At 47.9% G+C, this 13923-nt stretch carries 13 protein-coding genes; all 13 read left to right on the forward strand.

What is annotated here, in order from left to right:
* Positions 1-17 precede the first annotated feature (17 nt).
* The 13 genes from rlmD to rpoS all read left to right on the forward strand — a co-directional run bounded on the left by rlmD (position 18) and on the right by rpoS (position 13911).
* Complete coding sequence (rlmD, locus tag JYB87_RS05875; RefSeq protein ID WP_207355960.1) at positions 18-1370, forward strand: 23S rRNA (uracil(1939)-C(5))-methyltransferase RlmD; 1353 nt, start codon at positions 18-20, stop codon at positions 1368-1370.
* 147 nt (positions 1371-1517) lie between these two features.
* A complete protein-coding gene (gene relA, locus JYB87_RS05880) occupies positions 1518-3731 on the forward strand; it encodes a GTP diphosphokinase (RefSeq protein ID WP_207355961.1) in 2214 nt (737 codons plus the stop codon).
* 15 nt (positions 3732-3746) lie between these two features.
* The gene (gene mazG, locus JYB87_RS05885; protein WP_207355962.1) at positions 3747-4553 is read left to right on the forward strand and encodes a nucleoside triphosphate pyrophosphohydrolase; all 807 of its coding nucleotides are present in this window, start codon (positions 3747-3749) and stop codon (positions 4551-4553) included.
* Positions 4554-4691: 138 nt separating this feature from the next.
* Positions 4692-6329, forward strand: coding sequence for a CTP synthase (locus tag JYB87_RS05890; RefSeq protein ID WP_207355963.1), 1638 nt, complete (start codon positions 4692-4694; stop codon positions 6327-6329).
* Positions 6330-6516: 187 nt separating this feature from the next.
* Positions 6517-7812, forward strand: a complete 1296-nt coding sequence (eno, locus tag JYB87_RS05895) for a phosphopyruvate hydratase (protein WP_207355964.1) — start codon at positions 6517-6519, stop codon at positions 7810-7812.
* A 95-nt stretch (positions 7813-7907) separates the two neighbouring features.
* Positions 7908-8207 (forward strand): cell division protein FtsB, encoded by a 300-nt coding sequence (ftsB, locus tag JYB87_RS05900; RefSeq protein ID WP_207355965.1) that lies wholly within the window; start codon positions 7908-7910, stop codon positions 8205-8207.
* Positions 8208-8235: 28 nt separating this feature from the next.
* A complete protein-coding gene (gene ispD, locus JYB87_RS05905) occupies positions 8236-8958 on the forward strand; it encodes a 2-C-methyl-D-erythritol 4-phosphate cytidylyltransferase (protein ID WP_207355966.1) in 723 nt (240 codons plus the stop codon).
* 14 nt (positions 8959-8972) lie between these two features.
* Positions 8973-9455 (forward strand): 2-C-methyl-D-erythritol 2,4-cyclodiphosphate synthase, encoded by a 483-nt coding sequence (ispF, locus tag JYB87_RS05910; protein ID WP_207355967.1) that lies wholly within the window; start codon positions 8973-8975, stop codon positions 9453-9455.
* Positions 9456-10520 carry a tRNA pseudouridine(13) synthase TruD gene (gene truD / locus JYB87_RS05915; RefSeq protein WP_228729955.1) on the forward strand — a complete coding sequence of 355 codons (1065 nt, stop codon included), beginning with the start codon at positions 9456-9458 and terminating at the stop codon, positions 10518-10520.
* Between the two features lie 8 nt (positions 10521-10528).
* Positions 10529-11278: a 5'/3'-nucleotidase SurE gene (gene surE / locus JYB87_RS05920; RefSeq protein WP_207355968.1), complete on the forward strand. Its 750-nt coding sequence runs from the start codon at positions 10529-10531 to the stop codon at positions 11276-11278.
* Entirely contained in the window at positions 11275-11913 is a 639-nt protein-coding gene (locus tag JYB87_RS05925) for a protein-L-isoaspartate(D-aspartate) O-methyltransferase (protein WP_207355969.1), read from the forward strand. The genes surE and JYB87_RS05925 overlap by 4 nt, the downstream gene beginning before the upstream one ends.
* A gap of 115 nt (positions 11914-12028) precedes the next feature.
* On the forward strand, positions 12029-12886 hold the full coding sequence (locus tag JYB87_RS05930) for a peptidoglycan DD-metalloendopeptidase family protein (RefSeq protein ID WP_228729995.1): 858 nt from the start codon (positions 12029-12031) through the stop codon (positions 12884-12886).
* Between the two features lie 74 nt (positions 12887-12960).
* A complete protein-coding gene (rpoS, locus tag JYB87_RS05935) occupies positions 12961-13911 on the forward strand; it encodes an RNA polymerase sigma factor RpoS (protein WP_207355971.1) in 951 nt (316 codons plus the stop codon).
* Positions 13912-13923 lie beyond the last annotated feature (12 nt).

The following is a 13923-nucleotide window of genomic DNA, read 5'->3' on the forward strand; positions in this document are numbered from 1 at the left end:
TCAACATAGAGGCCTGAATGGCGCAGTTTTTTAAAGAAAAACCAACGAGATCGGTAGCGAAGTCACAAAAACTCAGTCTCTCAATTCAATCGCTTGATCACCTCGCACAAGGGGTCGCGCAACATCAGGGCAAAGTCGTGTTTGTTGATGGCGCGTTACCGGGTGAAAACGTTCAGACGCAGTTGACCGAAAACAAAAAGCAATTTGCCAAAGCCAAGTTGCTACGCATCGATACCCCAAGTGAACAGCGTATTGCGCCAGCTTGCCCGCATTATCAACGCTGCGGCGGCTGTAATTTGCAGCACCTAGATCACCAGCAGCAAGCCGCCCATAAACGCCAAGCATTAAAAGCCCTGTTCAGTAAATTGGCGCAGTTGACGCCCGCACAACAGGAGGCGTTGCCTGAGATTGATGAAATCCTTTCTGCGCCGTGGGGCTATCGCCGTAAAGCGCGCCTCAGCAGTTGGTATGACCGTCAGCAAAAGCAATTTACCTTAGGTTTTCGTGGTCGCGAGAGTCATAAGGTGGTTGGCATCGATGCCTGTCCGGTGTTGGCGCCTGAATTAAGTGGGTTGATTAAGCCCGTGGCGGCATGTCTGGCACGCTTGCAAAGCGTTGCTACCATTGGCCATGTTGAACTTATTGCTACTGCGCAACTGCCGATGGTGGTGATTCGGGTAACGCAGAGTTTGTCAGCAAAAGATGAGGCCAAATTAATCGAACTCGCTGAACGGCAAAACTGCGCCATGGTGTTAGAACATGCTGATGAGCAGTGGCAATACCTTCGAGGTGAGCGACCGAGTTATCAACTGCAAACTACCGCTGCACCACTGTCGCTGCGTTTTAATCCGGGCAATTTCATTCAAGTCAATGCTGGTGTGAATCAGCACATGGTGGCGCGCGCGGTTGAATGGCTGGCCGTGTCACCAACCGACAAGGTGTTAGACCTCTTTTGTGGCATGGGCAATTTCAGTTTGGCTATTGCCGCAGGCGGTGCAGAAGTGACGGGCGTTGAAGGGGTGGCAAACCTTGTCGAATTGGCTAAAGCTAATGCTGACGCTGCAGGTTTGGCAAATGCGACATTTTATTGCAGTGATCTCAATGGCGATTTAACTCGTGAACCATGGTTTGGCAAAATCGACAAGTTGCTGCTTGACCCTTCGCGCGCGGGCGCATTTGAAGCCTTGGCCCATCTTGGGAAACTATCGCCTGAGCGGGTAGTCTATGTATCGTGTAATCCGGTGAGTTTAGCGCGCGATAGTCAGCAGCTGTTTAAGCTGGGGTATCAACTCACACAACTCACGGCATTAGATATGTTCCCGCAAACGCATCACATTGAGGCGATGGCATTATTTGTGCGACATAAATAGCTGTGAGTACAGACCAAAGGCGCTGTTATTATGGCCAATACATAAAAATGTCATTAGAAACTCCGCTGAGGGTTTGACATCCTCAGCGCAATACAGAAGATAGAGTCTTCTGTGCCAATTCAACTGGCTCATTTAAGGGATGAAAAAATGGTATCTGTTCGAGAAACACACTTTCAGGACGCTGACTTTAATTTGGATGAGTGGGTTTGCCGCCACATGCCCCAAAAGGAAGATGCGCAGAAACTGAAGGCGTTATTTCAGCAGATGGATTCGCTTCCCTTAGGTAAGTGCGGGCTTACTCAGCCCGAGTTGCAGGCAAAAGCGCGCGAGATGATTGAGATTTTGTCACCGCTGAATATGGATCTCGACACCATGTTAGCCGCGTTGATCTTCGTCTATCTTGATGCTGGCGTGATTAAAGAGTCCACCATCGAGGAAGATTACGGCAAATCATTAGCAACTTTGGTTCACAGCGCTAAAACCATGGAAGCCATCGGCTCGCTCAAGCTTAACTACGAAAGCCGTGAAGAAGCCGAGCCGCAAATCGACAAAATCCGTAAGATGCTGCTCGCCATGGTGGAAGACGTTCGTGCGGTGGTGATTAAGCTGGCAGAACGGGTTTTTTTGCTGCGTGCCGTTAAAAACGCGGATGAAGAAACCCGTGTATTACTGGCGCGAGAGATTTCTGATGTCTACGCGCCGCTGGCTAACCGCTTAGGTATCGGTCAATTGAAATGGGAGTTAGAAGATATCGCGTTTCGTTATCTTCACCCAGAAACCTACAAAGAGATTGCCCATCAGCTCGATGGCAAACGCTTAGATCGCGAAAGCTATATTGAAAACTTTGTCAGTCAACTACAACAGCGGTTAGATGAAGAGCATATCCGGGCCAAAGTCTATGGGCGTCCGAAGCATATCTATTCTATCTGGCGCAAAATGCGTGGCAAACAGCTGAAGTTTGACGAGTTGTTTGACGTGCGTGCGGTGCGTATCGTGACAGAGCGTTTGCAAGATTGCTACGGCGCGTTAGGTGTGGTGCACACCATGTGGCACCACATTCCGCGTGAGTTTGATGACTATATTGCCAACCCTAAACCTAACGGTTATCAATCGATTCATACTATTGTTGTTGGTCCACAAGGCAAGACGGTCGAGATCCAGATCCGTACCCAACAGATGCACGAAGATGCTGAGCTCGGGGTTGCGGCGCACTGGAAATATAAAGAAGGTCATGCCGGCGGCAAACAAAGCGGTTACGAAGAGAAAATCAACTGGCTGCGTAAGATTCTGCAATGGCAGGAAGATGTGGCCGAAAGTGGCAACTTGGTGGAAGAGATCCGCAGCCAAGTATTTGAAGACCGCGTTTACGTATTTACCCCAAGTGGTGAAGTAGTGGATTTGCCTATGGGCTCCACCGTGCTCGATTTTGCCTACTATATTCACTCACAAGTGGGGCACCGCTGTATCGGCGCCAAAGTCGATGGCCGTATCGTGCCGTTTACTTATCAGGTGCAAACCGGTGAACGCATTGAAATCATCACCTCTAAAACGCCAAACCCTAAACGCGATTGGCTTAACCCTAACATGGGGTATATCAAAACTTCGCGTGCACGCAGCAAAATTCTGCATTGGCTGAAGCAGCAAGATCGCGATAAGAACTTGGCAGCAGGACGTGAGATGCTCGATGCCGAGTTATCTCGCATTGGCTTGAATTTGAAAGAAGCCACTATTGCAGTTGATAAGTTCAACATGGGGTCAATGGATGATTTGCTGGTCGCGATTGGCGGCGGCGATGTGCGTCTCAACCAAGTGGTCAATTTTGTGCAGAACAAGTTGCGCCATGATGAGCCGACGGAAGCAGACGCAATTGACGAGTTGGTGAAGAAGGGCAACCAAAAGCCTAGCAGCAATAATAAAGACCGTATTGAAGTGAACGGTGTGGGCAACTTGATGAGCCATCTGGCGCGCTGTTGCCAGCCAGTACCGGGCGATGAAATCTTTGGTTTTATCACCAAAGGCCGTGGTATTTCGGTACATCGTGCCGACTGTGAACAAGTCAAAGAGTTGATGCGTGCTCACCCAGAACGCGCCGTTGATGTGGTGTGGGGCGAAAACTATTCTGGCGGGTATAAAGTACGGCTGCGGGTGTTGGCAAATGATCGCACCGGTCTGCTGCGCGACTTGACCTCAGTGTTGGCGGCTGAAAAATCTAACGTGTTAGCGATGAATACCTCGTCCGATGTGAAGAATCAAACTGCAACTATCGAGCTTGAAATGGAGATGTACAACGTCGAAGGTTTATCGCGTGTCATCGCTAAATTGACCCAAGTTGACGGTGTGGTTGAAGCGCGGCGTTTATAAATTAAGAAATTAGCAATGACAGTTCAGCAATACCAACTCGATGACCTGCTGCGGATTATGACTCAGTTGCGTCATCCTGAGCTTGGCTGCCCGTGGGATAAGCAGCAAACCTTCGCCTCCATTGTGCCTTTTACGCTTGAAGAGGCGTATGAGGTCGCTGATGCCATTGCCAACGAAGATTGGCAAGAGTTGCCTTCAGAGTTAGGGGATTTATTGTTCCAAGTGGTGTTTTATGCAGAATTGGGGCGCGAACAGCAGCGCTTTGATTTTAATGATGTTGTACACCGAATCTGCCACAAACTTATCACTCGTCATCCGCATGTGTTTGGTGAGTTAGCCGACGCCAATCTCTCTGAGCAGCAACTGAAAGACAATTGGGAACAGCAAAAGGCGCAAGAGCGCAATGCCCGAACTCAAACCTCCATTCTGGCGGATATTCCTAAAGCGCTACCATCGCTCGCTCGCGCGGTAAAAATTCAAAAGCGTGTCGCGCGAGTCGGTTTTGATTGGGATGAGTTAGCGCCGGTGGTTGCCAAAGTGCATGAAGAGATTGATGAAGTGCTGGCAGAGGTGCAGCCGCAACAACCCGCATCGGCGGCATTGAAAGAAGAAGTTGGCGATTTGCTGTTTGCCGTCGCTAATTTAGCAAGACACCTCGGCGTGAACCCTGAAGAGGCATTACACGTCGCAAATCGCAAATTTGAGCGACGTTTTCGTGGCGTTGAGCAAAAAGTGGCGCAATCGGGTAAACCCTTTAGCGATCACACTTTGCAGAGTTTGGATCAATTTTGGAATGAAGTAAAAACGACAGAAGTTAAATAGTTAACTAAAAACTCATCAGATCTGTCCTATTTTATGCCGTTTGCGGTTTGGTAAATTGCATCGGCTTTGTTATACTGTCGCCCCGTCCTGGCGCTCATTTCCAGCGCTGAAATCTCACTCGTTTTTCTCAGGCTCAGCATGACAACTAGGTATATTTTCGTAACAGGTGGTGTTGTTTCATCACTTGGTAAAGGTATTGCAGCAGCGTCTTTGGCTGCCATTCTCGAAGCTCGTGGTATCAATGTGACTATCATGAAGCTGGATCCGTACATCAACGTTGATCCAGGCACTATGAGCCCAATTCAACATGGTGAAGTGTTTGTTACCGAGGACGGCGCAGAAACAGACCTTGACCTTGGCCACTATGAGCGTTTTATTCGCACTAAGATGGGGCGTCGCAACAACTTCACTACTGGTCGTATTTACGAAGAAGTACTGCGTAAAGAACGTCGTGGTGATTATCTGGGGGCGACCATTCAGGTGATTCCGCACATCACTAACGCCATCAAAGAGAAAGTCCTTGAAGGCGGCGAAGGCCATGATGTGGCAATCGTTGAAATCGGCGGTACTGTCGGTGATATCGAATCGCTGCCATTCTTGGAATCTATTCGTCAGTTGGCGGTGGAACTGGGGCGCGATCGCAGCCTGTTCATGCACCTGACGTTGGTGCCATTTATTGGCCCTGCGCAAGAAGTTAAAACTAAGCCGACTCAACACTCGGTGAAAGAACTGCGCTCAATCGGTATTGCGCCTGACGTACTGATCTGCCGTGGTGACCGCGCGATCCCTGCGACTGAACGTGCAAAAATTTCGCTGTTCTGTAACGTAGAAGAAAAAGCAGTTATCTCTCTGCGCGACGTGGATTCTATCTACAAAATCCCTGCGTTGTTGCGTTCACAAGGCTTGGATGAACTGATCGTGAAACGTTTCGGTATCGAATGCGGTGACGCGGATCTGTCTGAGTGGGAAAACGTTATTTACCAAGAAGCTAACCCAAATGGCGAAGTCACCATTGGTATGGTTGGTAAATACACTGAGCTGCCAGATGCCTATAAATCAGTGAACGAAGCACTGAAGCACGCGGGTATCAAAACGCGCACTTCGGTACACATCAAGTATATCGATTCTCAAACCGTTGAAGCGAAAGGCGTTGAAGTATTGGAAGGCGTTGATGGCATTCTGGTACCAGGCGGCTTTGGTGAGCGCGGTGTCGAAGGCAAAATCATGGCGGCGCAGTATGCCCGTGAAAACAATCTGCCTTACTTCGGTATCTGTTTAGGTATGCAAGTCGCACTGATCGAATTTGCCCGTCATGTTGCTGGCCTTGAAGGCGCGCACTCAACTGAATTCAAACAAGACACGCCACATCCTGTGGTTGGCTTGATCACTGAATGGATCGACGAAGATGGTCAAGTTGAGAAGCGTACAGCGAAATCAGATTTGGGCGGCACTATGCGTCTTGGTGCGCAGCTGTGTCATCTGAAAGCGGGCACTAAAGCAGCTACCGCTTACGGCAGTGAAAGCTGCATCGAACGTCACCGTCACCGTTATGAAGTGAACAACACTTATGTTGAACGCCTCGAAAAAGCAGGTTTAGTGTTCAGCGGTTTGTCATCTGATCGCAAGCTGGTGGAAATGATTGAACTGCCAAACCACCCTTGGTTTGTTGCGGGTCAGTTCCATCCGGAGTTCACTTCGACTCCGCGCGATGGTCACCCACTGTTTGAAGGTTTTGTGAGCGCAGCTAACAGTTACCAAAAACAGAAATTAGGTTAAGATAACGAAAGCCGGACTGCGAAGCAGCTCCGGCTTTTTTATCAAAAAAGATGTAATTCCGCCTAGGAAAGATATTATCATATAATAACACTTGAAGGTGAGTTAGGCGGAAATGCCAATACCCATGTAATCGCGGTATATGGGTATGGGTTTTTCTTTCAAACTTTAATCTCATATCGAGGATATTATGGCTAAGATTATCAACATCATCGGTCGCGAAATCATGGATTCGCGTGGTAACCCAACTGTAGAAGCCGAAGTTCATCTGGAAGGTGGCATCGTTGGTATGGCTGCTGCACCATCTGGTGCATCTACTGGTAGCCGTGAAGCACTGGAACTGCGTGATGGCGATAAAGCTCGTTACATGGGTAAAGGTGTTCTGACCGCTGTTGCAAACGTTAATGGTCCAATCCGTGATGCATTGTTGGGTAAAGATGCCACGGCTCAAGCTGAACTTGACGCCATCATGATTGACTTAGATGGTACTGAAAACAAAGACAAGTTGGGTGCTAACGCTATCCTAGCAGTGTCTTTAGCTGCTGCTAAAGCGGCTGCTACCGCGAAAGGTATGCCACTGTATCAACACATCGCTGAGCTGAATGGCACTCCTGGCCAATACAGCATGCCAGTGCCTATGATGAACATTCTGAACGGTGGTGAGCACGCTGATAACAACGTCGACATCCAAGAGTTCATGGTGCAGCCAGTTGGCGCGAAAACTTTCCGCGAAGCACTGCGCATGGGCGCTGAAATCTTCCACAACCTGAAAAAAGTGCTGCAAAGCAAAGGCTTGAACACTGCAGTAGGTGATGAAGGTGGTTTCGCACCTAACCTGTCTTCGAACGCAGAAGCGTTGGCGGTGATTAAAGAAGCTGTAGAAGCTGCAGGTTACACTTTGGGTACTGATGTGACCTTGGCGTTGGATTGTGCAGCATCTGAATTCTACAAAGATGGCCAATATGACCTGTCTGGTGAAGGTAAGAAATTCGATTCAAACGGTTTCTCTGACTTCTTGGCCTCTCTGACTGAACAATATCCAATTGTCTCGATTGAAGATGGTTTGGATGAATCAGATTGGGACGGCTGGGCTTACCTGACCAAGATCCTTGGCGACAAAATCCAATTGGTGGGCGATGACCTATTCGTAACCAACACCAAAATTTTGGCGCGCGGTATCGAAAAAGGTATCGGTAACTCTATCCTGATCAAGTTCAACCAAATTGGTTCTCTAACTGAAACGTTGGCCGCTATTCGTATGGCGAAAGAAGCAGGTTACACAGCAGTTATATCTCACCGTAGTGGCGAAACTGAAGATGCAACCATTGCGGATCTGGCAGTCGGTACTGCAGCCGGCCAAATCAAGACCGGTTCACTGTGCCGTTCTGACCGCGTAGCAAAATATAACCAACTGCTGCGTATTGAAGAAGCATTAGCAGAAAAAGCACCTTATGGCGGTCTGGCTGCCATCAAAGGCCAAGCGTAATTTTCGCTGATTTTTAGTAAAAGGCTGCCAACGGGCAGCCTTTTTTGTTGTAATATTCGCTGGCCGCTAACACTGTACCGGTGAGATTTATCATCATGAAACGTTTGCTACTTCTCGGGATTGCCTTACTTGCCTTGCTACAGCACCGCTTATGGATGGGTGATAACAGTTTGACGGAATATTTTCAGCTTGAACGCCAGATTGCCGCACAAACCAGTAGTAACGCCGAGTTAGCGCAACGTAACAATGCGTTAAAGGCGGAAATTGCCGATTTACGCAGTGGCACAGAAGCGATTGAAGAGCGTGCCCGTAACGAGCTGGGCCTAATAAAAAAGGGTGAAACCTTTTATCGTGTTGTGGGCGGTGAACAACGCTCGATGACCAACACCAACTAAACATACTAGAGACAAGTTTCTCATCATCATGAGTCATTCATCTTCTGATTCACCTTCATTGGCGAAGGTTATTGCGGTAGTGCCTGCCGCAGGTATTGGCAGTCGTATGCAAGCCGAACGCCCCAAACAATATCTGCCCTTGGCCGATAGCTGTATTTTGGCCGTCACGCTCGATGTGCTGTTATCTCATCCTGCGATCAGCGAAGTTGTCGTAGCACTTAATCCCGACGACACCTATTTTAGTGCGTTGCCGCAAGCTAAGCATCCCAAGCTGCGTCAAGTCATCGGCGGCGCAGAGCGCGTTGACTCAGTCATTGCCGCGCTACAACTGATAGATACACCAGCGAGTTGGGCATTAGTGCATGATGCTGCACGTCCGTGTTTGACCCATACCGATATCGACAAGTTATTAAGCAGCAGAAGCCAATTTCCTCATGGTGCCATTTTGGCGGCCCCGGTGCGTGATACCATGAAACGTGCCGGCAACAATGGTTGTATTGCTACTACTGTACCGCGTGAAGCCTTATGGCATGCGTTGACCCCACAGCTTTTTCCGACAGCAGAATTGCTGCTAGCGCTTGAACAAGCCGTGCAGGCGGGGGTGAATGTGACCGATGAAGCATCAGCGATGGAATGGAAAGGCGTTTCACCTGGCTTGGTATCGGGGCGGGTAGATAACATTAAGGTGACCCATCCTGATGATTTGCCGTTAGCTGCACTTTATCTCGAATATCACCGTCATCATCACTAGATTTGGAGTTAACCATGGCAATAAGAATTGGCCACGGCTTTGATGTGCATAAATTTGGCGGTGATAAGCCGCTGATGCTCGGAGGTGTTGTTGTACCTTATGAGTGCGGTTTAATCGCCCATTCTGATGGTGACGTGGTATTACACGCTATTTCAGACGCCATCTTAGGCGCGATGGCGCTGGGTGATATTGGCCGTCATTTCCCAGATACTGACGCACAGTTTGCTGGCGCAGATAGCCGAGTCTTATTGCGTCATTGTTTAAGCCTCGCGCATGCCAAAGGCTTTGTTGTGGGGAATCTTGACGTCACAGTGATTGCCCAAGCACCGAAAATGGCACCGCACATCGAGGCAATTCGCGCCGTGTTAGTGCAAGATTTACAGGTAGACATTGATGCAATCAACGTCAAAGCTACTACTACCGAAAAACTCGGCTTTACAGGCCGCAAAGAAGGTATTGCCGTGGAAGCGGTGGTATTGATGGAAGGAATTCGCTAAGTGAACATTGTTGAATCACTCACTTTTTTACATGGTACGCCAAGCGCAACGGCCAACATTCGCAGCGAAAACGCTGATTTTATCGTTCAGGAAATTCTGCCGTTCACTATGACGGGCGAGGGTGAACATCACCTGCTGTATATTCAAAAAAATGGCCTGAATACGGTTGAAGTGGCAGAGCGTCTGTCTAAATTTGCCAAAGTACACCCACGCGATGTTAGCTATGCCGGACAAAAGGACAAGAATGCGATCACTGAACAGTGGTTCTGCGTACGTATTCCCGGTAAGGATACGCCCGAGTGGCAAAGCCTTAATGGCGAATTGCTGACGGTGTTAGAGGCCACTCGTCACAGCAAAAAATTACGCGTAGGTGCGTTGTCGGGTAACCGTTTTAAGCTAACGCTGCGCAATATTAGCGGTATGCAGGCTTTACTGGAGCGTTTGGAGCTCGTCAAAAAAATTGGCGTGCCTAACTACTTTGGTGAGCAACGTTTTGGTCACGAGGGCGCCAATATTCAAAAAGCGCGTGACATGTTCGCAGGTAAAAAAGTCAAAAACAGCAATCAAAAGTCAATGTACCTGTCGGCGGCTCGCTCACTGCTGTTTAACCAAGTGGTTGCCGACCGTTTGGCCAAGCATCAGTTAGCACCTCTGGCGGGTGACTGTGTGATGTTGTCCGGTTCCCGTAGTTTTTTTACCGTTGAGCAATGGGATACTGAATTACTAGAACGTCTTCAGCAAGCCGATATTCAACTTTCAGCGCCACTTTGGGGCGAAGGCGAGTTGGTTGCGGTAGCGGATGCCGCCGAGTTTGAGCTGGCAGCGTTAGCGGAATTTGAAATCGAGCGCGTAGGCTTAACCAAATTCGATTTGAAGCAAGAGCGTCGCCCATTGTTACTCCAACCGGAAGCCTTTAATTGGCAGCAAATTGATGAGCAAACATTAGTGTTGGACTTTATTCTGCCTGCAGGCGCATTTGCGACCTCGGTATTGCGTGAATTAGCACAATATCAGGATATGGCTGAAGTTCGCCGCCAAGCATGGCTAGCCAGCAAAGAAACATAGGAACAAGATTGATGAATATTCTGATCAGTAATGATGATGGTGTTAACGCCCTCGGTATAAAAGTGCTGACTGAAGCATTGAGCCGTATCGGTGACACGCTAACCGTCGCACCTGATCGCAATTGTTCTGGTGCGAGTAACTCGTTAACCTTGACTAATCCTTTAAGGATTAATAAGTTAGAGAACGGCTATATTTCAGTAAATGGCACGCCCACCGATTGTGTGCATCTCGCTATTCGCCAGTTGTGTAAGCAAGAGCCTGATATTGTGGTGTCAGGTATTAATGCTGGTGCAAATCTCGGCGATGATACCTTGTACTCAGGTACGGTTGCGGCAGCGATGGAAGGACGCTTTCTCGGCCTTCCCGCGATTGCCGTGTCATTAGTTGGGCGAGAGTTAGTGCACTATGGCACCGCTGCGGCTTATGCGGTGAAAGTGATTGAAGGCTTACTGCGTCATCCACTGGATGCTGATCAAATATTGAATATCAATGTGCCCGATTTGCCACTGGATCAAATTAAGGGCGTGAAGGTGACCCGCTTGGGCACGCGCCATAAAGCGGAAGACATGATAAAAACACAGGATCCTCACGGACGAGATATCTACTGGCTTGGTCCTGTCGGGCAAGAACTGGATGTTGGCGAGGATACAGATTTTTATACCGTAGCAGCAGGTTATGTGTCGATTACTCCGTTGACTGTTGATTTGACGGCGTACAAGCAGTTATCAAAGCTTAAGGAATGGATTGATATCTTATGAGTCGAATGGCGTCCGCTTCTGCGGCAATGCAACTGGCACAACGTTTGGCGCAATCGGGGATTACAGATCCTGAAGTGCTGCGGGTGATAGCGCAGACGCCGCGAGAGTTATTTCTTGATGGCGCGTTGACGCATAAAGCGTATGAAAATACCGCGTTGCCGATTGGTTCTGGGCAAACGATCTCTCAACCTTACATTGTGGCCAGAATGACCGAACTTGTGTTGGCACATCAACCAACGTCAGTATTGGAGATTGGTACTGGCTCAGGGTATCAAGCCGCGATATTAGCGCAATTAATTCCGCAGCTTTGTACCGTCGAGCGGATTAAAAGCTTGCAGATCCAAGCCCGCCTACGCTTAAAGCGACTTGATTTACATAATGTCTCATTCAAATATGGCGACGGTTGGAAAGGCTGGGCTAATAGAGCACCATTTGACGCCATCATCGTTACCGCGGCGGCCAGTGAAATTCCAAGCGCTCTGCTGCAACAATTAGCAGATTCAGGCGTGTTAATTATTCCGGTGGGTGAAGATAATCAACAACTACTTAAGGTGCAGCGACGTGGCGATCAATATTCCTCGACCGTTATAGAGTCAGTGAAATTTGTACCGCTAATAAATGGTGATTTGGCTTAATAGGCAATGAATGGGGAACGGAGTGCTCATAAATTCAGAAAGAGTAATATTGCCTTATTATATTATTAGTGGCCGTTTAGTTGCGGCGCTAATATTGCTGTTTTTTTTATTTTTGATGAGTGGCTGTAGTTTTCAAGCGGAAAAGTCTGCGCCTGTTTATTCTATTCATCAAAACCATTCTCCACGTTTCGAGAAAGGTTCCATTGATACTCACGCTTACAAAGTCAAAAAAGGTGACACGCTATATTCCATTGCTTGGGGGGCTGATAAAGATTACCGCGCGCTGGCAAAATTAAATAATCTCGATCGTGACTTCACCATATATCCAGGGCAAATTTTACAATTAGTGGCCAAAAAGCCTAAAACACGTCAAAGCAGCCTGAAATCGAGTAAAAACTCAGTTAATACGACTAAAGAAAATGACGACAAAACTGTTAAAAAACAGAGTGATAATGACGAATCGTCCATTAGTCGAATCGCACCTTCCAAAGCTCAAAAAAAGCTTGATTCCGGTCACAATAATTCGTACGCTGTAACGACTGGTAAACAAGTTGTTAACCCAGTTATCCACAATAACAGCGAAACCAATTTGCCTAGCAAAGTTAATCGCTGGATGTGGCCAGCCAACGGACGGCTAGTTGGAAATTTTTCCAATAGTGAACAAGGAAGTAAAGGGATCAAAATCGCTGGTAATCGTGGTGACATGATAAAAGCCGCAGCTGATGGTCGCGTTGTATATGCAGGTAGTGCTCTGCGAGGATACGGGAACCTCGTCATTATCAAGCATAGCGATGATTACTTAAGTGCTTATGCTCACGCCGACAAAATTTTGGTCCAAGAAAAACAGCAAGTGTCCGCGGGGCAAACAGTGGCCCTAATGGGAAGCTCAGGCACAAACCAAGTGATGCTACATTTTGAAATAAGATATCTTGGTAAGTCTGTTAACCCAATAACTTATTTACCCAAACGTTGATTGTTTGGTGCCGTTTTGGCATTGGAGGATGTAAAAAATGTAGGTTGTCTTTTTCGTTTGTGGGAGAGCACATCATGAGCCGCAATAATACCAATGCTTCTTATAAAGAATTCCAAGATTTTTCATCCAACGAATTCGAGGCTATGCAAAATGATAGCCTGGCAGAGATCGTTCAGGATGATCTTCAGAAAAACCTCGATGCAACTCAGCTATACCTCAGTGAAATAGGTTTTTCACCATTACTCACAGCAGAAGAGGAAGTTTATTTTTCTCGCAAAGCGCTTAAAGGATGTGAAAAATCCCGCAATCGCATGATAGAAAGTAACCTTCGTTTAGTGGTCAAAATTTCTCGCCGTTACAATAACCGTGGCTTAGCGTTGCTAGATTTGATTGAAGAAGGCAACTTAGGATTGATCCGCGCGGTTGAAAAGTTTGACCCTGAACGTGGCTTCCGTTTCTCGACTTACGCAACGTGGTGGATCCGTCAAACCATCGAACGCGCCATCATGAATCAAACACGTACCATTCGTTTGCCAATTCATGTGGTTAAAGAATTAAACGTATACTTGCGTACTGCCCGCGAATTGGCGCAAAAGCTTGATCATGAACCCACAGCCGAAGAGATTGCAGCAAAGTTAGATCTGCCAAGCGCTGACGTGAGTCGCATGCTGAAGTTGAATGAAAAAATTACCTCGGTGGATACCCCTATCGGTGGTGACAATGATAAAGCGTTGCTCGATGTGTTGGCTGACGACGACTTCAATACACCTGACTCGCAAGTGCAAGACGAGGACATCTCAAAGTCAGTGGTTAAGTGGCTTAACGAGTTAAACTCTAAGCAGCGTGAAGTGTTGGCGCGTCGCTTTGGTTTGTTGGGGTATGAACCCGCAACACTTGAAGATGTTGGTGCTGAAATCGGCTTGACACGCGAACGCGTGCGTCAAATTCAAGTCGAAGCCCTGAAGCGTTTACGCGATATGCTGTCTTCACAAGGTCTGTCTGTCGAAGCCTTGTTCCGTATGTAACTATGCATTGCA

Source organism: Shewanella avicenniae (assembly GCF_017354945.1).
Taxonomy (GTDB): Bacteria; Pseudomonadota; Gammaproteobacteria; order Enterobacterales; family Shewanellaceae; genus Shewanella; species Shewanella avicenniae.